Raw genomic sequence first — 18,934 nt, 5'->3', positions numbered from 1 at the left:
ACAAGGCCGCCTTCGACGTGCTGGTACGCAAATACCAGCACAAGATCGTGAAGCTGGTCACGCGCTATGTGCACGACGGCACCGAGGCTCTGGACGTGACCCAGGAGGCCTTCATCAAGGCCTACCGGGCACTGCCGCAATTTCGCGGCGAAAGCGCCTTCTACACCTGGTTGTACCGCATCGCCATCAATACGGCTCGCAATTGGCTGTCATCCGTCGGTAAACGTCCCAGCGCGCCCAATGCAATAGAAAGCGAAGACGGTGAAACTTTTAACGAAACGGACAGCCTAAGCGATATTAGTACGCCGGAATCCATGGTCGCCAGCCGAGAGGTCGCCGAAACGGTGAACTCGGCCATCGAGGAGCTTCCCGAGGAGCTGCGCACCGCCATCGTCCTGCGTGAAATCGAAGGTATGAGCTACGAAGACATCGCCCAGACCATGGGCTGCCCGATTGGTACGGTACGCTCCCGCATATTTCGTGCGCGCGAAGCCATCGCCCAGCGGCTGCGCCCCATTCTGGATATCGATGCCGAACGTCGCTGGTAAGGAGTCGCCCATGCAATCCGCCGCTTCACTCTCCGTCTCGAAAGAGACCCGCGACGACGCTCTCTATGTCCAGATTTCGGCCTGGGTCGACGGCGAAATCGAGGGTGATCTGCCCGACATCCTGGCCACGCCTCATGGGCGGCAGGCCTGGGACACGTACCATCTGATCGGCGACACGCTGCGCAGCGGCGACTTGGCTCTGCCCGCCAATGCCGGTTTCCAGGCGCGTTTGCTGCAGGCCCTGGAGGCCGAGCCGGCCATCGTGGCGCCAACAGCTCCAACCAACGCGCGGCGGCCCCTGCGCATGACACTATCCGGGCTGGCCGTGGCTGCAGCGGTCGCCATGGTGGCGTGGATGATCCAACCCTATCTGGGCGGCAGCGCCGAGCGCAGTCCGGCGCTGGCCGATGCCGCGTCGGCCGGCCCGGGCAACACCGCCACCCTGGACGAAGCCAGCCTGCACGATTACCTCGAAGCGCATCGCCAGCTCGCCGGCCCCACCGCCGTGCGCCAGGTGTCCTTCGACATCGGGGCGAGCCGTTGAAGGTCCGCGGTCAATCCGGGCCCGTCGTCCGACTGCTGCGCGCGGTAGTGCGCGGCGCCGTGGCCGCGAGCCTGGTGGTTGGCGCCGCGCTGGCCTGCGGCGGCGCATTGGCCAAGCAGGCAGCGCAGCAGCCGGCCTCTCCCGCCGCGTCGGTCACCCCTTCCGATGAAATCAGCCGCCTGGCCCAAACGCCTGCGCAACTGCTGACCTATATCCAGACGGCCGCCGAAAAGCAAGACTATCAGGGCGTTTTCATGTACCAGCAGGGCGAGAACACCCAGTCGTCCCGCATGGTGCATGTGGTGGACGCCAGCGGCGAACGCGAGCGCGTCGAAACGCTGGACGGGCAACCGCGCATCTATCTGCGGCACAACAATGACGTGCAGTATCTGCAGCCCGATCGCAAAACGGTGCGTCACGACAGCCGCCATACGGTGCGTTTCCCCGGGCTGCTGCAGAGCGATCCTGCCCAGGTGCTGAGTCATTACAAGCTCAAGGTGCTCGACCGGCTCAACCGCGAGGCAGGGCGCGAGTGCCGCGTCGTGCTGCTGGAACCGCGCGATTCGCTGCGCTACGGCTTGCGGCTGTGCGTCGACACGCAAACCGGCCTGCTGCTCAAGGAGCAGACCCTGGATTCGGCCCGCCGCATCGTCGAGCAGGTGAGCTTTTCCTCGGTGCACCTGGGCAACGACATGGATCCCGCGCGCGTCGACTCGACCTGGGACACGCACGACTGGAAGGTGCTGCGGCCTGTCATGAAACCGGTCGATATGGCCGCGCAGGGCTGGCACGTCGGCATGCCCGACGGATTCAAGACCATCATGGAAGTGGCACGGCAGATGGGCCCGGTTTCGGGCGGCGCGGCGCGCACCGTCAGCCAGATGGTATTGTCCGACGGCCTGGTCGCTATTTCGCTGTTCATTGAGCCTTACGACGCCAGCAGGCATCGCCACCCGCCGGCCGGCCCCATTCATCACGGGGCCATCAACATCTACGGCAAGCGCGTGGCCGGTTATTGGCTGACCGCCTTGGGCGAGGTGCCCGTCGTCACGCTCGAGCGCCTGGCCAACGCCGTTCAGCACGCAGCCCCCAAGCCGGTTGTCGGCGCGGCGCATTGAGCCGGTCCGCGTCGAGCGCGGTCCAAGCGGGCAGCTTGTCGCCCGGCCTGCGAGTCGCTTCGTTCGAAACCCGTGTCAGCGTATATCGCGGATTTTGTCCCTGTCGTTTTCTGCACTAGACTTTGCCGACTGATTTGGCGGCCTGTTGTCGCGCGCTGGTGCGCGTCGCGGGTCATTTCGGAGCCGTTTTGATGCATTTCACTTTCGTGTCCATTCCGCTGTCGCGCCGCGCCGCAGCGTTCGCCGCCGCGACCGTTCTGACCCTGGCGGGCGCCGCCCCGGCGCCGGCCGCCGAGTCGCATGCCGGCGGAGCCGTCGCGCCGGCCGTGTCGCCCGCGCCGCTGGTCAATCTGCCGGATTTCACACCCATCGTCGAAAAAACCGATCCGGCGGTGGTCAATATTCGCACTACCGCCACCGTGCCGATACACGGCGGCGCGGGCGGCATGGATCCGTCCGATCTGTTCCGCTTCTTCTTCGGCCCCGATTTTCAGGGGCCGGGCGGCCCGCAGCAGCCCGGTCCGGGGCGGCGCAAGGCGCCCAAGAGCCAGCCGGCGCCCGAGGAGCGCACCGTGCCGCAAGGCGTGGGTTCGGGCTTCTTCATTTCCAGTGACGGCTACGTGTTGACCAACTACCACGTGATCGATGCCGCGACCGATATCTACGTTACGCTGACCGACGGCCGCGAGTTCAAGGCCAAGGTTGTAGGCTCGGACAAGCAGACCGACGTGGCATTGCTCAAGATCGACGCCAAGGGCATGGCAACGCTGCCCATCGGCGATTCCGACAAGATCAAAAAGGGGCAGTGGGTGCTGGCGATCGGTTCGCCCTTCGGCCTTGATTCCACCGTGACGGCGGGCATCATCAGCGCCATCAACCGCGACACGGGCGACTACCTGCCGTTCATCCAGACCGACGTGGCGGTAAATCCCGGCAACTCGGGCGGTCCGCTCATCAATCTGCGCGGCGAGGTCATCGGAATCAACTCGCAGATCATCTCGCGCAGCGGCGGCTTTATGGGCATTTCGCTGGCCATCCCCATCGACGACGTCATGCGGGTAGTCGACCAGTTGCGCGCTTCGGGCAAGGTGACGCGCAGCCGCATGGGTGTGCAGATCAGCGAGGTGTCCGACGACGTGGCCAAGGCCCTGGGCCTGCCCAAGGCCGAGGGCGCCATGGTCGGCAGTGTTCAACCGAAGAGCCCCGCCGAAGCTGCCGGCGTCCAGCCCGGCGACGTCATCACGGATTTCGACGGCAAGCCGGTCAAGCGCTGGTCCGATCTGCCGCGTATGGTGGGCGACCTCAAGCCCGGCACGGCAACGTCGCTGCAGGTCTGGCGCAAGGGTAAGAGCATCAAGCTCGAGGTCAAGGTGGTCGAGATCCAGGCCGATAAGCCGGCTGCTGCGGATGACCAAGGCAGCCAGGGCAAGAAAGAGCCCTCGACCGACAACCTGCTCGGCCTTGGCGTGGTCGACGTGCCGGCCGACCAGCTGAGCAAACTGCATATCAAGGGCGGCGCACTGGTGCGCGCAGTCGCTGGGTTGGGCGCCGACGCAGGCATCCAGGTGGGCGATATTGTCCTGGCCGTCAACAACACCGATATCGCCAATGCCGACGTTTTCGCCAAAGTGGTGGCCAAGCTGGACAAGCACAAGGTGGCGGGTGTGCTGGTGCGCCGCGGCGAGCAGGTGCAATGGGTGGCTATCCAGCCTGCGGGCTAAGTCGGGCAGCGCAGGAAAAGGGTTGCCCCATGCGGTAAAATGGTGGGTTGATTCCAAATAGGGACGGGTTGTCGGGGTTTTGCAAAAAAACCGGCAGGCCGTTCCGCCCATCCTGTACGCCCCTCATGCAGCACATCCGCAATTTTTCCATCATCGCCCACATCGATCACGGCAAATCGACCCTGGCCGATCGCCTGATCCAACGCTGCGGCGGGCTGGCCGATCGCGAGATGTCCGCCCAGGTGCTCGACTCCATGGACATCGAGCGCGAACGGGGCATCACCATCAAAGCTCAGACTGCGGCCCTGCAGTACAAGGCGCAGGACGGCAAGGTCTACAACCTCAATCTCATCGATACCCCGGGACACGTGGACTTCTCGTACGAGGTCAGCCGTTCGCTCTCGGCCTGCGAGGGGGCGCTGCTGGTGGTGGACGCCTCGCAGGGCGTCGAGGCGCAGACGGTGGCCAACTGCTACACCGCCATCGAGCTGGGCGTGGAAGTGCTGCCCGTGCTCAACAAGATGGACCTGCCCCAGGCCGATCCTGACGGCGCGCGCCAGGAGATCGAGGACGTCATCGGCATCGACGCCTCGGCGGCCGTGCCCGCCAGCGCCAAGACGGGCATGGGCATCGACGAGATCCTCGAGACCATCGTGGCCAAGGTGCCCGCGCCCAAGGGCGATCCGGCCCGGCCGCTGCAGGCCCTGATCATCGACTCGTGGTTCGACAACTACGTGGGCGTGGTCATGCTGGTGCGCATCGTCAACGGCGTGCTCAAGCCCAAGGACAAACTCCTTTTCATGGCTTCGGGCGCGACCCACCTGTGCGAACAGGTCGGCGTGTTCACGCCCAAGTCGCAGCCGCGCGACCACCTCTCGGCGGGCGAAGTGGGCTTCATCATCGCCGGCATCAAGGAATTGGCCGATGCCAAGGTGGGCGACACCGTCACCCTGGCCGGCAAGCCCGCGTCCGCGCCGCTGCCCGGCTTCAAGGAAGTCAAGCCGCAGGTGTTCGCAGGCCTGTATCCCGTGGAAAGCTCCGAGTACGACCAACTGCGCGATTCGCTGGAAAAGCTCAAGCTCAACGACGCCGCGTTGCAATTCGAGCCCGAGGTGTCGCAGGCGCTGGGTTTCGGTTTTCGCTGCGGCTTCCTGGGCCTGCTGCACATGGAGATCGTGCAGGAGCGCCTCGAGCGCGAATTCGACATGGATCTCATCACCACCGCACCGTCGGTGGTGTACGAGGTCGAGCAGCGCGACGGCGAGATCATCCTGGTCGACAGCCCGTCGCGCATGCCCGAAGTGGGCAAGATCGTCGACATCCGCGAGCCCATCGTCAACGTCACCCTGTTCATGCCGCAGGAGTACGTGGGTCCCGTGATGACGCTGTGCAACAACAAGCGCGGCGCCCAGGTGGACATGAACTACTCGGGTCGGCAGGTCATCCTCAAGTACGAGATCCCGCTGGCCGAGATCGTGCTCGACTTCTTCGACAAGCTCAAGTCGGTGTCGCGCGGCTACGCGTCCATGGACTACGAGTTCCTGGAATACCGTTCGGGCGACGTGGTGCGGGTCGACCTGCTCATCAACGGCGACAAGGTCGATGCCCTGGCCATGATCGTGCACCGCTCGAACGCACGCTACCGTGCGCGCGAGGTGGTGTCCAAGATGCGCGAGCTGATCCCGCGCCAGATGTACGACGTGGCCATCCAGGCCGCTATCGGCGCCGAGGTGATCGCCCGCGAGAACGTCAAGGCCCTGCGCAAGAACGTGCTGGCCAAATGCTACGGCGGCGACATTACCCGCAAGAAAAAGCTGCTGGAAAAGCAGAAAGCCGGCAAGAAACGCATGAAACAGGTGGGCAGCGTCGAAATCCCGCAAGAGGCCTTCCTGGCCATTCTGCAGGTCGAAGACAAATAAGAACCCGCACCTCAATCACGCTCGCTCATTCCCTTACAGGTTGATCTCATGAGTTGGAATTTCGCCCTGATCCTGTTTGTGTTGCTGGTGGTTACCGGCATCGTCTGGGTTCTGGACCTGGCATGGCTGCGCAAGGGCCGTGCCGCGCGCGCGCAGGCCGCCGTAGCCGCCTACGACGCGGCCGCGGCCTACAACAAGCAACTGTCGGATGCCGATCGGGCGCGCGAGCGCCAGGAAGTGGGCGAGAAAGCCGGCAAGATGCCGTGGTGGGTCGAGTACTCGATCAGTTTTTTCCCGGTGATTCTGTTCGTGTTCGCGCTGCGCTCTTTCGTCGTCGAACCCTTTCGCATCCCTTCGGGCTCGATGCTGCCGACCCTGCAGGACGGCGATCTGATTCTGGTCAGCAAGTTCAGCGACGGCATCCGGCTGCCCATCGTGGACCGCAAGATCATCACCACCGGCGGCATCCAGCGCGGCGATGTGATCGTATTCCGCTACCCGGCCGATCCGAGCCAGGATTACATCAAGCGCGTCATCGGTCTGCCGGGCGACCAGGTCGCCTATGTGAACAAGAGCCTCTACGTCAATGGGAAGCTGGTGACGCACACCCGCGATGGTGATTATTTCGACCCCGATCAGGGCTATGTGTCGAAGTTTTCCGAGCAATTGGGCGATGTAAAGCACGAAATTCTGTTAAATGACCAACGTTCGGCCCAGCTTGGCGCCATTTGGCGTTATCCCCATCTGAACGATTGCCAATATTCCGGTACCGACGTGCGCTGCACGGTGCCCCCGGGCAACTACTTCGCCATGGGGGATAACCGTGACAATAGTGAGGACAGCCGTTACTGGGGCTTCGTTCCTGACGGTAATATCGTGGGCAAGGCCTTCTTTATCTGGATGAATTTCAGCCATCCCAGCCGTATCGGCCGCTTCCATTGAAATGACTACCCCTCGCTCACACTCCGTGTTCGCGTCCCCCCGAGGGGGATGCGGGTTTTCGTCCATGCGGCTCAAAGAGCATGCCCCGTCAGGGGCAATGCTCGCCTTGGGGCGGCCCGGCGGCTCGCTCGGGTAGCACCTCGGGAACTCATCATGGCCCTCGCCACCCTGGAAACCCGCCTGGATCATCGCTTCGGCGACCAGACTCTGCTCGAGCAGGCGCTGACGCACCGCAGTCACGGCGCGCGCCATAACGAGCGGCTCGAGTTCCTGGGCGACTCGGTGCTCAATTTCGTGATCGCCGCGATGCTGTTCGAAAAATACGGCAAGCTGGACGAAGGCGATCTTTCCCGCCTGCGCGCCAACCTGGTCAAGCAGGCCTCGTTGGTCGACGTGGCGCAGCGCCTGGACCTGTCGCAGCATCTGCGCCTGGGCGAGGGCGAATTGAAAAGCGGCGGTTTTCGCCGTCCTTCCATTCTGGCCGACGCGGTCGAGGCCATCTTCGGCGCGGTGTTCCTCGACGCTGGATTCGACGCGGCGCGCAAGGTCGTGCTCAAGCTCTACCAGCCGGTGATGGCCAACGTCGATCCCAAGACCCTGGGCAAGGACGCCAAGACCTTGTTGCAGGAATTCCTTCAGGGCCGCAAGTTGCCGCTGCCCCTGTACACGGTGGTGGCTACGCACGGCGCCGCGCACAGCCAGCAGTTCGAGGTCGAATGCGCCGTGCCGGCCTTCGAGATCAAGGTGCTCGCGGCCGGCTCCAGCCGCCGGGCGGCCGAGCAGTCGGCCGCCACGCTGGCGCTGGCTGCCGCCCAGGCCGCCAGCCCGTCCGCACGCGCGCCGCGCAAGACCGGCAAGGCCCGCAAGACTACTCAATTGTCGCTGCCCGTCGCGGTGGCGCAAGAGGTTAAATGAACCCCGTTTCCGATACGCCCGCCGGTCCGTTCCGTGCCGGCTTCGTTGCCGTGGTGGGGCGTCCCAACGTGGGCAAGTCCACGTTGATGAATGCCCTCATCGGCAGCAAGATCTCCATCGTTTCGCGCAAGGCGCAGACCACGCGACATCGCATCCACGGCGTGCTTACGCGCGAGCACGAGCAATTCGTCTTCGTCGACACGCCGGGCTTTCAAAAGCGCCACGGCGGGGCCATGAACCGTATGATGAACCGCGTGGTCACTCAGGCCCTGGCCGACGTGGACGTGGTGGTGCATGTGGTCGAGGCCGGCAAGTGGACCGACGGCGATGTGCAGCTGTTGCCCCTGCTGCCGGCGAACGAGCGCACCATACTCGTGATCAGCAAGATCGACGAGGTCAAGAACCGCGACGAGCTCTTTCCCTTCGTGGGCAAAATCATGGCGCAGCATGCCTATGGCGCCGTCGTGCCTGTGAGCGCCATGAAGTCGCAGCAACTCGACCAGTTGCTGGCCGAGATCGCCGCGCGCCTGCCCGAGAGCGAGCCCATGTTCGAGGAAGACACGCTCACCGACCGGTCCATGCGCTTCATCGCCGCAGAGCTGGTGCGCGAGAAGATCTTCCGCCTGGTGGGCGATGAGCTGCCCTACGGCTGCACCGTGGTCATCGAACAATGGGAAGAGACCGATGTCTCGGCCCGCATCGCCGCGTGCGTGGTGGTCGAGCGCGACAGCCATCGGCCCATCCTGCTGGGCGCGGGCGGGCAGCACATGAAACGCATCGCCACCGAGGCACGCCAGGACATCGCCAAGCTCCTGGACAAGAACGTACACCTGGAGGTCTACATCAAGGTGCGCAAGGGCTGGTCCGACCGCGAAAGCGCGTTGCGCGACCTGGGATATGAATAGCGTGACCCGAGCCCGCCGCCGGGCCGCCCCAAGGCGGGCGACGCGGGTACCCCCTTGGGGGGTCGGCGAACACGCAAATAGCGTGACCCGAGCCCGCCGCCGGGCCGCCCCACGGCGGGCGACGCGGGTACCCCCTTGGGGGGTCGGCGAACACGCAGTGTGAGCCGGGGGGCACCATGAGCAAGCGCGCCCAGCGCATCACCGACACGCCGGGCTTCATGCTCCATGCTTCCGCATGGCGCGAAACGTCCCTGGTCGTGCAGGCCTTCTCGCGCGAGCACGGTTGCCTGGCGCTGGTGGCCAAGGGCGCCAAGCGGCCGTACTCCGTATTGAGGCCCGTATTGTCGGCTTTCCAGCCCCTGTCGCTGTCGTGGGCGGGGGGCGGGGAGGTCAAGACCCTGACCCGCGCCGAACCCGCGGGCGTGCGGCCGCTGGGCGGCGGCGCGCTGATGTCGGCCTGGTACATGAACGAGCTGCTGCTGCGCCTGCTGCCTCGGGAGGATGCGCATCCCGTGCTGTTCGACGCCTACGACGATGCCTTGACCCAATTGGCCTCGGGCGGCCGCGCGGCCGGCGCGCTGCGCCGCTTCGAGTGGATCCTGCTGCGCGAAACGGGCTATGGCCTGGACCAGGACGATCCCGACTTCGAAGATCCGCACATCGAGCCCGAACTGCGCCGCAGCCTGCGCGACCGGCTCGAGGCCAATCTGGCCGGCCGGCCCCTGTCCACGCGCAAGGTACTGATGGCCTTGCAGCGATATTGAGGGCTTTCAGGGTTTTTTCGCCGTCAGCCACGCAGTGCGGTTCGTCGTGAATCGTCGTTGCCCGTCATTCAGCAGGTCGCGCAGCCGGGGTTCGAAAAAACGCCGTTCGTCGGGCGTAAAGTGTTTCTCGAGAACGGCGCTTAGCGGTGGCGCCAAGGGATGCGGGGAAAGATTCAAGACCGCATCCCATGTCGGCATGTCCAGGGTCTGCATGTCGATGTGGAATTCGAGATGAATGTCGGTAAAGCCTGCGTCGAAGGCATAGCGCACGAGGTCGCGCTCGCTATAGTTGGCGATAGGCGTTTCCTGGGCCTTTTCCAGGGTGTCCGGGTATTGCGCCGCGCGCCAGCGCAACAGCATTGACAGGAAAGGGTCGATGGGGCCGTGCAGCGGATGCTGCGTGTCGACGAGTTTCTTCAAGAGACACACTTCCAGCGCATCGTCGCGCATGATGGGCTCGCAGATCGACAGCCTGCCCCCGGGCCGCAAGATGCGATGGAATTCGCGCAGCGCGGTCGGTTTGTCTGCGACATAGGCCAGGACGGCGCGCGTCGTCACCACGTCCACCGAGCCGTCGGCGATGCCGGTCAGCGCGTCGGCCGATCCCTGCAGAAATTCGCATTGCCGGTTGACATTGCGCTCCGAGGCCAGCGTCTGTACGTGGTCCAGCAGCGCGCAGGAAATATCCGTCATCAGCACTTGCAACGACGGGCCGACGCGCTCTATGGCGCGAAAGGCCACCAGTCCGTCGCCCGTGCCGATGTCGGCAAGCCGCATGCCCGGCTCCAGACGGGCGCCGTCCAGCACCCGGTCGGCATACCTCATCGTGTCGGCAAGGACGTTCTGCTCGAGTTTCGCATCGCCGCCGTGGCGCCGGTACAGCAGCCATTCGGACCAGGAATCGGAAAAATTCAGCGTCATGATTCTTTTTTGATATACGGGCGCATCGCCGCCGGCTCGATGCGCGCGCGTCCATGGGGAACGCGCGACAGCCCGGCGGCATTGTCTTTGGCCAAGATTAAGGAATCCTTAAGCAAACCGGTTGGTCCATGGCAGGGGGGCAGTTCGCGCTGCGAGCGCGACAAAGCCGATTGTTCCGGGGGGCGCGAGCCGATACACTGGCTTGACGATGAACCTGCTTCCCATGCCCGGCGCCGCGCAGGCGCTCAATCGACGAACTGCTCGACGCTTGCGTTGAGTGGCGCTGCATGGGGGCGGCCGAGCGCGTGGAGATGGATATCTATTCCCTGGCTGCCGACCCGCCATCAGGACGGCTGTAATGCATGCCGCGCTGTCATTCGAAGTCGTTCAGACCGACGACTTCGAGGCCATGGCCGCGTTGCGTGCGCTGGCCATGAGACCCAGTCTGGAGCGGCTCGGCCGCTACGACCCGGAGCGCTCGCGCCGCCGCTTGCAGGCCGGCTTCGCGCCGGAGCACATGCGCTGGATCTGCCTGGGCGGCGAGCGCGTCGGCTTTTACGCGCTGTGCCCGGAAGAGGCCGTCTGGCGCCTTGATCATCTCTATCTGCATCCACGCGTGCAGGGTCGCGGCCTAGGCGGCGCAGTGATGCGGCATTTGTTCGCGCAGACGCAAGGCGCATCCATGCGGGTCACGGCCTTGCGGGGCAGCGAGTCGAATCTGTTTTATCGACGATACGGGTTCGTGCAGACCGGCGAGTCGCAGTGGGATATCGAATACGAACGTGCCGCCGGGCTGGCATCGTGATCCGCGCTGCGTTTGCCGATCCTGCAAGCCATTAATTAAATAGCTTGCTATTTAATTTTGAACGATTTAATATACGGACATCATGACCGATCAAACCCGCACCTTGCCCCGTCAGCCGGACAATCAGGCGCAGCAGCTGGACAATCAGCTGTGTTTCGCCCTGCATTCCACGTCGCTGGCAATGCAGAAGGTCTACCGCAAGCTGCTGGGCGGGCTGGGCCTGACATATCCGCAGTATCTGGTGATGCTGGTGCTATGGGAGCGAGATGGACTTATTTTGTCGGAAATCGGCAAGCGCCTGTTTCTGGATTCGGCCACGCTCACGCCGCTGCTCAAGCGGCTGGAGGCAGCCGGCCTTATCCGCCGCACCCGCGACGCGCGCGACGAGCGTCAGGTGATCATTGATTTGACGGCCCAGGGCAGGGCGCTCAAACGGCGTGCTGCCGAGGTGCCGCCCCAGGTCTTTTGCGCCATGTCCTGCTCGCTCGAAGATCTGCAGCGGTTGAAGAGCGAGCTGGAACGGCTGCGCGGACATCTGGCGGAGTACGAGTAACGCGAGCCCCGGGGCGATTTGAATGCCGGTGCCCTAAGCGTAAATTTTAAATAGTGTACTATTAAATAGTTCGTTATATAAATATGGTAAGTTTTAACGATGCCGCCATCCGGGCGGCGTAGTCTGGCCCATGCAGTACCGAGCAGGTGCCTTGCACCTTTACCCTCAAGGAGTTTTGCCATGTCTCTCGAAAAAGTCCTCTACCGTGCCCAAGCCCAAGCCACCGGCGGCCGCGACGGCCGCGCCGTGTCGTCCGACAGCGTGCTGGACGTCAAACTGACCGTGCCGAAGGAACTGGGCGGCGCAGGCGATGTCGGCACCAATCCCGAGCAGCTTTTCGCCGCGGGCTATTCGGCCTGTTTCCTGGGCGCGATGAAGTTCGTGGCCGGCCGCGACAAGTTCTCCATTCCGGCCGACGTGACGGTGCAGGGCAATGTAGGCATCGGTCCCATTCCCACCGGCTTCGGCATCGAGGTGGAATTGAAGATTTCCCTGCCGGGCATGGATCCGGCGCAGGCCCGCGATCTGATCGACCGCGCGCATATCGTCTGCCCCTATTCGAACGCCACGCGCGGCAATATCGACGTCACGCTGACCCTGCTGTAAACCGGAAGGGGCTGCGCAGAAGGCGCGTGGCTGGAACACAGCTGTTCAGCCACGCGACCAATCCGGGCGGCATGTCCAAGTAAAATCGCGGTATTGCTTCTTCAGAAGGGGGGCCGCGTGCAGCCCGTCATTTCCGTACAGGGCGTGTCCAAGACCTATGCGTCGGGACACCAGGCCCTCAAAAATATCAATCTCGATATCCAGCCGGGTGAAATCTTCGCCTTGCTGGGCCCGAACGGCGCGGGAAAAACCACGCTGATCAGCATCATCTGCGGCATCGTCACCGCCAGCACCGGGCAGGTGCTGGCCGATGGTCACGATATCGTGCGCGACTATCGCGCTGCGCGGTCCACGATCGGCCTGGTTCCGCAGGAGCTCACCACCGACGCGTTCGAGACCGTCTGGAACACGGTCTCGTTCTCGCGCGGCCTGTTCGGCATGGCGGCCAATCCGGCGCACATCGAAAAAGTGCTGCGCGATCTTTCTTTGTGGGACAAGAAAGACGAGCGCATCCGCGCCCTGTCGGGCGGCATGAAGCGGCGCGTCATGATCGCCAAGGCGCTGTCGCACGAGCCGCGCATTCTGTTTCTGGACGAACCCACCGCCGGGGTCGACGTGGAGCTGCGCCGCGGCATGTGGGAAATGGTGCGGCATCTGCGCGAAAACGGCGTGACCATCATCCTCACCACGCACTACATCGAAGAAGCCCAGGAAATGGCCGACCGCGTCGGCGTGATCCGCAAGGGCGAGATCATTCTGGTCGAGGAAACGGCCGCGCTGATGCGCAAGCTGGGCCGCAAACAGCTCGCCCTGAGCCTGGCTGCGCCGCTCTCCGCGGTGCCCGAGGCCTTGCGCGGCGAGCCGCTGGAACTGTCGGCCGACGGTTTGAAGCTGACCTACACCTATGACCATCAGCAGGGCGGCAGCGGCAGCATCGCGGGCCTGCTGGCGCGAGTGGGCGAGGCGGGCATCGCCTTCAACGATCTGCAGTCGTCGGAGAGCTCGCTGGAAGAGATTTTCGTCAGTCTGGTGAGCGAACAACAGCACAGGAGCGCGCAACAATGAACTGGTACGGCGTACGCGCGATCTATCGCTTCGAAATGGCCCGCGCCTGGCGCACGCTGATGCAAAGCGTGGCCTCGCCGGTGATCTCCACCGCCCTGTATTTCGTGGTCTTCGGCTCGGCCATCGGCGGGCACATGGGGCAGATCGACGGCGTGAGCTACGGCGCTTTCATCGTGCCGGGCATGGTGATGCTGTCCCTGCTGACGCAGAGCACGTCCAATGCTTCGTTCGGCATCTACATGCCGCGCTTCTCGGGCACCATCTACGAAATCCTGTCGGCGCCGGTGTCATACATCGAGATCGTCATGGGCTACGTGGGAGCCGCCGCCAGCAAGTCCATCCTCCTGGGGCTGATCATCATGATCACGGCGCGGGTCTTCGTGCCGTTTCACATCGTGCATCCGGTGCTGATGCTGGGCTTCCTGGTGCTGACCTCGCTGGCCTTCAGCCTGTTCGGCTTCATCATCGGCATTTGGGCCGACGGCTTCGAAAAGCTGCAGGTGATTCCGCTCATGATCCTCACGCCGCTGACTTTCCTGGGCGGAACCTTCTATTCGATCAAGATGCTGCCGCCGTTCTGGCAAGAGGTCACGCTGTTCAATCCGGTGGTTTACCTCATCAACGGCTTTCGCTGGAGCTTCTACGGCGTGGCCGACGTGGCAGTGGGTGTGAGCCTGGGCATGACGGTGCTGTTCCTGGTGGTCTGTCTGGGCATCATTCGCTGGATATTCCACACCGGCCATCGCATGAAGCAGTAGGGCGAGCGGGTTTCACGGTGTTTCCGCCCTGCCGGGCAAGCTCGGTCCGGCAGGGCGGAGCCCGTCCCAGCAGGTTATGCTGGCAGCTTTGCAGGCGCCAGCCTGCACATCGTTGCGTAGCCATGACCGAACCGAACGAGACCGAACGCCGCCTGACCGAGCTCGAAATCAAGCTGGGCTTCGCCGAGGACACGCTCGACCAGCTCAATCACACGATCTTCCGCCAGCAGCAGCAGATAGATCTGCTGCTGCGCGAACTGGCCGAACTGCGTCGGCAGATGCCCGTCGATTCGGGGCGGGGCGGCAGCCTGCGCGACGAACTGCCGCCGCATTATTGATCCGACGTCCATGCAATCGACTGCGTCCGGAACCGAAGGCAAGGCCGACTCCCGCGCCGCGGGTTCCGACGGCGAGCGCCTTCACGACGCAAAGCCCACGGCTTCGGGTCTTTTCCTCATTTTTTCCCGCATCGGCCTGACCAGCTTCGGCGGCGGGCTGAGCGGCTGGCTCATGCGCGAATTCGTGCGGGATCGCCGCTGGATGACCGAAGAGGAATTCCTCAACGGCCTGGCCATCTCGCAGGCCCTGCCCGGGGTCAACGTCACGAATATGTCGATCTGGATCGGCTTTCACCTGGTCGGTCCGCGCGGCGCTCTGGCTGGGCTTGCGGGCATTCTGCTGCCGCCGGCCTTGCTGGTGGTGCTGATCAGCGTGGTGTTCGCGCTGCTCTCGGGCTTTGCCCTGGTGCATGTCTGGCTGGCGGGCGCGGCCGCGGCGGCGATCGGCCTGTCGCTGTCCATGACGATCACGGCCGTGCGGCGCGTGCGCCGGCGCGTGCTGCCGTGGGCGCTGATGGTGCTGGTATTCGTGATGGTGGCGGTCCTGCGCCTGTCGCTGGTATGGGTAGTGGCGATCGTGGCGCCGATCAGCGTCGCGCTGGAATACGCGCGGCTGCGTCGCGAGGGAAGATGCGTGCCGGCGTCTGACGCACCGCCGTCCAGCCGGAGGGCTCGCCAATGAGCGGGCAGCTCTGGGACTTGTTCACCACCTTCGTGCCTATTTCGCTGGTGACCGTGGGCGGCGGCCAGACCACGCTGGCAGAAATCCAGCGCCAGGTGGTCGACCAGCATCACTGGATGACCCAGGCGCAATTTCTCAATGCCTTCGCCATCACCCGCATGGCGCCCGGGCCCGGCTCGCTGCTGGTGACGCTGATCGGCTGGCAGGTTGCCGGTTTCTGGGGCGCCGCGGTGGCCAGCCTGGCCATGTTCGGGCCCACGGCCATCCTGCTCTTTGTCATCGCCTATCTCTGGCGCAGGCAGCGCGGCGCCAAGTGGCAACTGGCGCTGGAGGGCGGGCTGCGGCCCATCGCGGCGGGCATGATGGCCGCCGCGGTGTATGTGCTGATACGTGCGCTGGAGGGTGGCTGGGCGGCCCAGGCGATCACGCTGGCCTCGACCGGGGCGGTCATGTTCACGCGCGTCAACGCGCTGCTTTTGGTGGCGGCCGGCGGGGCGGCGCTGATTCTGTGCCAGACCCTGGGTCTGGCTTGAAACATAGGTCCGGGAAAGTCCGTCATCGGACGAATCCCACACGACGGGAGTGCTGATTTGGATTGGAACGCACAAATAAGTGGCAGCCTGATTTGGCTGATCAAGACCTTTTTCATCGTGATCGTCGCCTCGTCGGTCGCGGCGGCGATTTTCGCGCGCACCACGCAATGGGGCCGGCAGTTCTGGCGTTTGGCCTGGCCGTATTTCACGCCTAAACGCAGCTGGAAGCCGCTGTCGGTCGTTTGCCTGCTGATCTTGCTGTCGCTCTTCTCGGTGCGCATGGATGTGCTGTTTTCGTTCTGGTACAAAGGCTTTTACGACGCCTTGCAGAAGTTGGACGAATCGGCATTCTGGCATTTCATGGGGCTGTTCGCGATACTGGCCACGATCACCGTGACGCGTGCGCTGGTCGCCTACCTGATCAATCAGGCTTTCGACATCCACTGGCGCACCTGGCTCAACGAACGCATGCTGCAAGACTGGATGCAGGACCGCTCCTACTATCGCGGGCAGTTCGTCGAGCCGGCCGTGGATAACCCCGACCAACGCATCCAACTGGACGTGTCCTCGTTCACGTCGGGATCCCGAACGCTGGCACTGGGCGTCATCAGTTCCCTGGTATCGCTGGTCGCTTTCACCGGCATCTTGTGGCAGCTGTCGGCGCCGCTCGCGGTGTTCGGTGTCGAGATCCCGCGCGCCATGGTGTTCCTCGTCTATCTTTACGTGCTGGTGGCGACCTGGCTGGCGTTTCGCATCGGGCGGCCGCTGATCCGGCTGAGCTTTCTGAGCGAGCGGCTGGCGGCCAACTACCGCTACGCGCTGATCCGTCTGCGCGAGAACGCCGAGAACGTGGCCTTCTATCAGGGCGAGCGCGTCGAGAACGCAAACTTGATCCAGCGATTCCTGGCGTATATCGCCAACTTGTGGGCGCTGATATACCGGACGCTGAAGTTCGACGGCTTCAACCTGATCGTCAGCCAGGTGGCCGTGGTGTTCCCCTTTCTTTTGCAGGCGCCGCGTTTTTTCAGCAAGGCCATACAGCTGGGCGACGTGATGCAGACTGCCCAGGCCTTCGGCCAGGTTCAGGACTCGCTGTCGTTCTTCCGCAGTTCGTATGACAGCTTCGCATCCTATCGCGCCACGTTGAACCGCCTCGAGGGTTTTCTCGATTCCAGCGCGGCGGCGCGCGCGATGCCGGCCGTGCAGAGCGACGAAAAGTCCGAAGGCCTGCAACTGCAGGGGCTATCGGTGAGCCGGCCCGACGGCCAGGCGCTGCTGCGCGATCTCGATCTGCAGTTGCAGCCGGGCCAGTCGGTGCTGATCAAGGGGCCTTCGGGCAGCGGCAAGACCACATTGCTGCGCGCAGTCGCCGGCCTGTGGCCCTATGCGCAAGGCAAGGTGTCGCGGCCTCTGGGCACGCGGTCGCTCTTTCTGTCGCAGCGCCCGTATTTGCCGCTGGGCGATCTACGCGGCGCGGTGGCGTATCCGCTCGAGCCCGACCCCGCCGATGATGCCCGCCTGCAGGATGCCCTGCGGCAGGTAAATCTGGGGCACCTGGCCGACAAACTGGGCGAGAGGGCCGATTGGTCGCGCATTCTGTCCATCGGCGAGCAGCAGCGCGTGGCCTTTGCCCGCATATTGGTCAATCAACCCAAGGTCGTGTTCCTGGACGAGGCGACTTCGGCCACCGACGAAGGTCTGGAGCATGCGCTGTACACGCTGCTGCGCGCCCGGTTGCCCGACAGCGTGCTGGTCAGCGTCGGGCATCGCAGCACCCTGGATGCATTTCACAGCTATCGCTTGACGCTGGACGGCGCGGGCGGATGGCAGATGACGGCGATCTAGCCGGCGCTTGCGCAAGCCCGCAGTCACCGCCTTGCCACGATCGGTCGTTATTTTGGAGACTGCCATGAAGAAAATCGTTTTGCTGATCGCCTGTCTGGCGCTGCCCTGCGCGGCGGCGTCGGCGCAGTCCACGCAGCAATATCAGTTTCCCGCCGCGCCGGGCAGTCTTTCGCCACCGTCCACGTTGACGATCACGCAGGAGGGCGGCGGCCAACCCGCCGCGTCCGGCGTCATTCGCGATACGCCGGAAAGTCTGGCCGAATACCAGCGCTGCCGCACCGTATCCGATCGCGCGGCGATTACCGATGCCGACAGGCAAAACGGCGTCATGCAGTGTCTGAAAGCGCTGCAGAAGCGCCGGCTACAGGGAGCAGTGTTGCGATGAGCGAAAAACCTTTGCACGACGATGCGCATCTGGTCGAAACCCGGCTCGACACCAATCTGGTCTACGACGGCGGCTTTCTGAAGGTGCGCCGGGACAACGTGCGCCTGCCCAATGGCGGCCCCGCCTGGCGCGAGTACATCGTGCATCCCGGCGCGGTGGTGGTGATCGCGCAACTGGACGACGGCAGTCTGCTGATCGAGCGCCAGCACCGCTATCCCGTGGGTATGGTCATGACGGAGTTCCCGGCCGGCAAGCTCGATCCGGGCGAAGACCCGCTGGTCTGCGCCAAGCGCGAGCTGTTCGAGGAGACGGGCTATAGCGCGGCGCAGTGGGCTTATGCGGGCGCCGTGCATATCGCCATTGCCTACTCGACCGAGATCATCCACATTTACTTCGCGCGCGGAATGACGGCGGGAGAGCGCCGCCTCGATGACGACGAGTTCCTGGATGTGAGCACCATGACGTTGCCCGAAATGCTTGCGGCCGTCCGCGACGGCCGCATCACCGACTCGAAGACGCTGACCTGCCTGCTTTGGCTGCAGAATGCGGCCTCGGGCGCCTGGCAACTGGCATGGCAGGACGCATGACGCAAGCGGCTCATACCGTGACGCTGCGGCCTTCGGGCTGGCGTTTCGAGAGCCGTCCGCAAGCCACCGTGCTGCTCGAAGCGCAGCGGGCCGGAATCCGTTTGCCCAGTTCGTGCCGCAACGGGGTCTGCCGCAGCTGTATGTGCCGGATGCTGCAGGGGCGAGTGGCGTATGTGGTGCAGTGGCCGGGATTGAGCTCGGACGAGAAGGACGAAGGCTGGATACTGCCTTGCGTGGCGCAGGCGCGCGGCGATCTGCTGATCGATACGCCGGGGGCCGAGGTGCTGCAGGTGCGTGAACCTGCGGCGTTTCCGTTGACGGGGGCGAGTCGGGATTGAGGTGCTGCGGGTTCTTTAGTCCTGCGGCGGGCCGGGGGAAAACAGGCCGCGGGAAGTATAGGGGTGGGGCGGCCCCCCCCAGCCGCGCACAAACCAAAGCGGCTGGCCCGGCACTAAGGGCCGCAACCGGGTTGGCCGGCCA

The 18,934-nt window shown here is 64.2% G+C and carries 22 protein-coding genes; 21 read left to right on the top strand and 1 reads right to left on the bottom strand.

All coding sequences use genetic code 11. The features are described 5' to 3' along the window. The 9 genes from rpoE to recO form a co-directional block, all read left to right on the top strand. The coding region (gene rpoE, locus ACTHJ1_RS12045) for an RNA polymerase sigma factor RpoE (protein ID WP_440192598.1) at positions 1–548 on the top strand (548 nt) is incomplete at its 5' end. Positions 549–558: 10 nt separating this feature from the next. Beyond that, positions 559–1,092, top strand: a complete 534-nt coding sequence (locus ACTHJ1_RS12040; protein ID WP_440192595.1) for a sigma-E factor negative regulatory protein — start codon at positions 559–561, stop codon at positions 1,090–1,092. Positions 1,093–1,163: 71 nt separating this feature from the next. Beyond that, entirely contained in the window at positions 1,164–2,210 is a 1,047-nt protein-coding gene (locus ACTHJ1_RS12035; RefSeq protein ID WP_440192601.1) for a MucB/RseB C-terminal domain-containing protein, read from the top strand. A gap of 191 nt (positions 2,211–2,401) precedes the next feature. Further along, on the top strand, positions 2,402–3,931 hold the full coding sequence (locus tag ACTHJ1_RS12030) for a DegQ family serine endoprotease (protein WP_440192592.1): 1,530 nt from the start codon (positions 2,402–2,404) through the stop codon (positions 3,929–3,931). A gap of 125 nt (positions 3,932–4,056) precedes the next feature. Continuing rightward, positions 4,057–5,850, top strand: coding sequence for a translation elongation factor 4 (gene lepA / locus ACTHJ1_RS12025; RefSeq protein ID WP_440192589.1), 1,794 nt, complete (start codon positions 4,057–4,059; stop codon positions 5,848–5,850). A gap of 48 nt (positions 5,851–5,898) precedes the next feature. Next, positions 5,899–6,792 (top strand): signal peptidase I, encoded by an 894-nt coding sequence (gene lepB, locus ACTHJ1_RS12020; RefSeq protein WP_440192586.1) that lies wholly within the window; start codon positions 5,899–5,901, stop codon positions 6,790–6,792. Positions 6,793–6,945: 153 nt separating this feature from the next. Next, entirely contained in the window at positions 6,946–7,707 is a 762-nt protein-coding gene (gene rnc, locus ACTHJ1_RS12015; RefSeq protein WP_440192583.1) for a ribonuclease III, read from the top strand. Further along, the gene (era, locus tag ACTHJ1_RS12010; protein ID WP_440192580.1) at positions 7,704–8,612 is read left to right on the top strand and encodes a GTPase Era; all 909 of its coding nucleotides are present in this window, start codon (positions 7,704–7,706) and stop codon (positions 8,610–8,612) included. The genes rnc and era overlap by 4 nt, the downstream gene beginning before the upstream one ends. Before the next feature lie 176 nt (positions 8,613–8,788). Next, entirely contained in the window at positions 8,789–9,376 is a 588-nt protein-coding gene (gene recO, locus ACTHJ1_RS12005) for a DNA repair protein RecO (protein ID WP_440192577.1), read from the top strand. 6 nt (positions 9,377–9,382) lie between these two features. Here recO and ACTHJ1_RS12000 read toward each other — a convergent pair whose 3' ends face one another. Further along, complete coding sequence (locus ACTHJ1_RS12000; RefSeq protein ID WP_440192574.1) at positions 9,383–10,297, bottom strand: class I SAM-dependent methyltransferase; 915 nt, start codon at positions 10,295–10,297, stop codon at positions 9,383–9,385. Positions 10,298–10,655: 358 nt separating this feature from the next. On the opposite strand from ACTHJ1_RS12000, the gene ACTHJ1_RS11995 reads away from it, so the two are divergent. From ACTHJ1_RS11995 to ACTHJ1_RS11940, 12 genes are all read left to right on the top strand, one after another. After that, positions 10,656–11,102 (top strand): GNAT family N-acetyltransferase, encoded by a 447-nt coding sequence (locus ACTHJ1_RS11995; protein ID WP_440192571.1) that lies wholly within the window; start codon positions 10,656–10,658, stop codon positions 11,100–11,102. Between the two features lie 82 nt (positions 11,103–11,184). Continuing rightward, complete coding sequence (locus tag ACTHJ1_RS11990) at positions 11,185–11,655, top strand: MarR family winged helix-turn-helix transcriptional regulator (protein ID WP_440192568.1); 471 nt, start codon at positions 11,185–11,187, stop codon at positions 11,653–11,655. Positions 11,656–11,835: 180 nt separating this feature from the next. Continuing rightward, positions 11,836–12,261: an organic hydroperoxide resistance protein gene (locus tag ACTHJ1_RS11985; protein WP_440192565.1), complete on the top strand. Its 426-nt coding sequence runs from the start codon at positions 11,836–11,838 to the stop codon at positions 12,259–12,261. A gap of 117 nt (positions 12,262–12,378) precedes the next feature. Beyond that, positions 12,379–13,326, top strand: coding sequence for an ABC transporter ATP-binding protein (locus ACTHJ1_RS11980; protein ID WP_440192562.1), 948 nt, complete (start codon positions 12,379–12,381; stop codon positions 13,324–13,326). Further along, complete coding sequence (locus ACTHJ1_RS11975; protein ID WP_440192559.1) at positions 13,323–14,084, top strand: ABC transporter permease; 762 nt, start codon at positions 13,323–13,325, stop codon at positions 14,082–14,084. The genes ACTHJ1_RS11980 and ACTHJ1_RS11975 overlap by 4 nt, the downstream gene beginning before the upstream one ends. A gap of 122 nt (positions 14,085–14,206) precedes the next feature. Further along, positions 14,207–14,422 carry a SlyX family protein gene (locus tag ACTHJ1_RS11970; RefSeq protein ID WP_440192556.1) on the top strand — a complete coding sequence of 72 codons (216 nt, stop codon included), beginning with the start codon at positions 14,207–14,209 and terminating at the stop codon, positions 14,420–14,422. A 10-nt stretch (positions 14,423–14,432) separates the two neighbouring features. Then, positions 14,433–15,104 carry a chromate transporter gene (locus ACTHJ1_RS11965; protein ID WP_440192553.1) on the top strand — a complete coding sequence of 224 codons (672 nt, stop codon included), beginning with the start codon at positions 14,433–14,435 and terminating at the stop codon, positions 15,102–15,104. Further along, positions 15,101–15,637: a chromate transporter gene (locus ACTHJ1_RS11960; RefSeq protein WP_440192550.1), complete on the top strand. Its 537-nt coding sequence runs from the start codon at positions 15,101–15,103 to the stop codon at positions 15,635–15,637. Before ACTHJ1_RS11965 ends, ACTHJ1_RS11960 begins: the two co-directional genes overlap by 4 nt. A gap of 57 nt (positions 15,638–15,694) precedes the next feature. Beyond that, positions 15,695–17,482, top strand: coding sequence for an ABC transporter ATP-binding protein/permease (locus ACTHJ1_RS11955; protein WP_440192548.1), 1,788 nt, complete (start codon positions 15,695–15,697; stop codon positions 17,480–17,482). A 64-nt stretch (positions 17,483–17,546) separates the two neighbouring features. Further along, positions 17,547–17,867, top strand: a complete 321-nt coding sequence (locus tag ACTHJ1_RS11950; RefSeq protein ID WP_440192545.1) for a hypothetical protein — start codon at positions 17,547–17,549, stop codon at positions 17,865–17,867. Beyond that, complete coding sequence (locus ACTHJ1_RS11945) at positions 17,864–18,454, top strand: NUDIX domain-containing protein (protein ID WP_440192542.1); 591 nt, start codon at positions 17,864–17,866, stop codon at positions 18,452–18,454. The genes ACTHJ1_RS11950 and ACTHJ1_RS11945 overlap by 4 nt, the downstream gene beginning before the upstream one ends. After that, positions 18,451–18,792, top strand: a complete 342-nt coding sequence (locus ACTHJ1_RS11940) for a 2Fe-2S iron-sulfur cluster-binding protein (RefSeq protein ID WP_440192539.1) — start codon at positions 18,451–18,453, stop codon at positions 18,790–18,792. The genes ACTHJ1_RS11945 and ACTHJ1_RS11940 overlap by 4 nt, the downstream gene beginning before the upstream one ends. Positions 18,793–18,934 lie beyond the last annotated feature (142 nt).

The sequence above is a fragment of the Bordetella sp. genome, from assembly GCF_051960075.1.
Classification (GTDB): Bacteria; Pseudomonadota; Gammaproteobacteria; order Burkholderiales; family Burkholderiaceae_B; genus Bordetella.
This window is presented reverse-complemented; position numbering and strand designations above follow the sequence as displayed.

Bases quoted from the DNA above. Each gene is read 5' to 3' on its own strand.
- ACTHJ1_RS12040 (WP_440192595.1), top strand. From the start codon at position 559: ATGCAATCCGCCGCTTCACTCTCCGTCTCGAAAGAGACCCGCGACGAC.
- ACTHJ1_RS12030 (WP_440192592.1), top strand. From the start codon at position 2,402: ATGCATTTCACTTTCGTGTCCATTCCGCTGTCGCGCCGCGCCGCAGCG.
- lepA (WP_440192589.1), top strand. From the start codon at position 4,057: ATGCAGCACATCCGCAATTTTTCCATCATCGCCCACATCGATCACGGC.
- lepB (WP_440192586.1), top strand. From the start codon at position 5,899: ATGAGTTGGAATTTCGCCCTGATCCTGTTTGTGTTGCTGGTGGTTACC.
- rnc (WP_440192583.1), top strand. From the start codon at position 6,946: ATGGCCCTCGCCACCCTGGAAACCCGCCTGGATCATCGCTTCGGCGAC.
- era (WP_440192580.1), top strand. From the start codon at position 7,704: ATGAACCCCGTTTCCGATACGCCCGCCGGTCCGTTCCGTGCCGGCTTC.
- recO (WP_440192577.1), top strand. From the start codon at position 8,789: ATGAGCAAGCGCGCCCAGCGCATCACCGACACGCCGGGCTTCATGCTC.
- ACTHJ1_RS12000 (WP_440192574.1), bottom strand. From the start codon at position 10,297: ATGACGCTGAATTTTTCCGATTCCTGGTCCGAATGGCTGCTGTACCGG.
- ACTHJ1_RS11995 (WP_440192571.1), top strand. From the start codon at position 10,656: ATGCATGCCGCGCTGTCATTCGAAGTCGTTCAGACCGACGACTTCGAG.
- ACTHJ1_RS11990 (WP_440192568.1), top strand. From the start codon at position 11,185: ATGACCGATCAAACCCGCACCTTGCCCCGTCAGCCGGACAATCAGGCG.
- ACTHJ1_RS11985 (WP_440192565.1), top strand. From the start codon at position 11,836: ATGTCTCTCGAAAAAGTCCTCTACCGTGCCCAAGCCCAAGCCACCGGC.
- ACTHJ1_RS11975 (WP_440192559.1), top strand. From the start codon at position 13,323: ATGAACTGGTACGGCGTACGCGCGATCTATCGCTTCGAAATGGCCCGC.
- ACTHJ1_RS11970 (WP_440192556.1), top strand. From the start codon at position 14,207: ATGACCGAACCGAACGAGACCGAACGCCGCCTGACCGAGCTCGAAATC.
- ACTHJ1_RS11965 (WP_440192553.1), top strand. From the start codon at position 14,433: ATGCAATCGACTGCGTCCGGAACCGAAGGCAAGGCCGACTCCCGCGCC.
- ACTHJ1_RS11960 (WP_440192550.1), top strand. From the start codon at position 15,101: ATGAGCGGGCAGCTCTGGGACTTGTTCACCACCTTCGTGCCTATTTCG.
- ACTHJ1_RS11950 (WP_440192545.1), top strand. From the start codon at position 17,547: ATGAAGAAAATCGTTTTGCTGATCGCCTGTCTGGCGCTGCCCTGCGCG.
- ACTHJ1_RS11945 (WP_440192542.1), top strand. From the start codon at position 17,864: ATGAGCGAAAAACCTTTGCACGACGATGCGCATCTGGTCGAAACCCGG.
- ACTHJ1_RS11940 (WP_440192539.1), top strand. From the start codon at position 18,451: ATGACGCAAGCGGCTCATACCGTGACGCTGCGGCCTTCGGGCTGGCGT.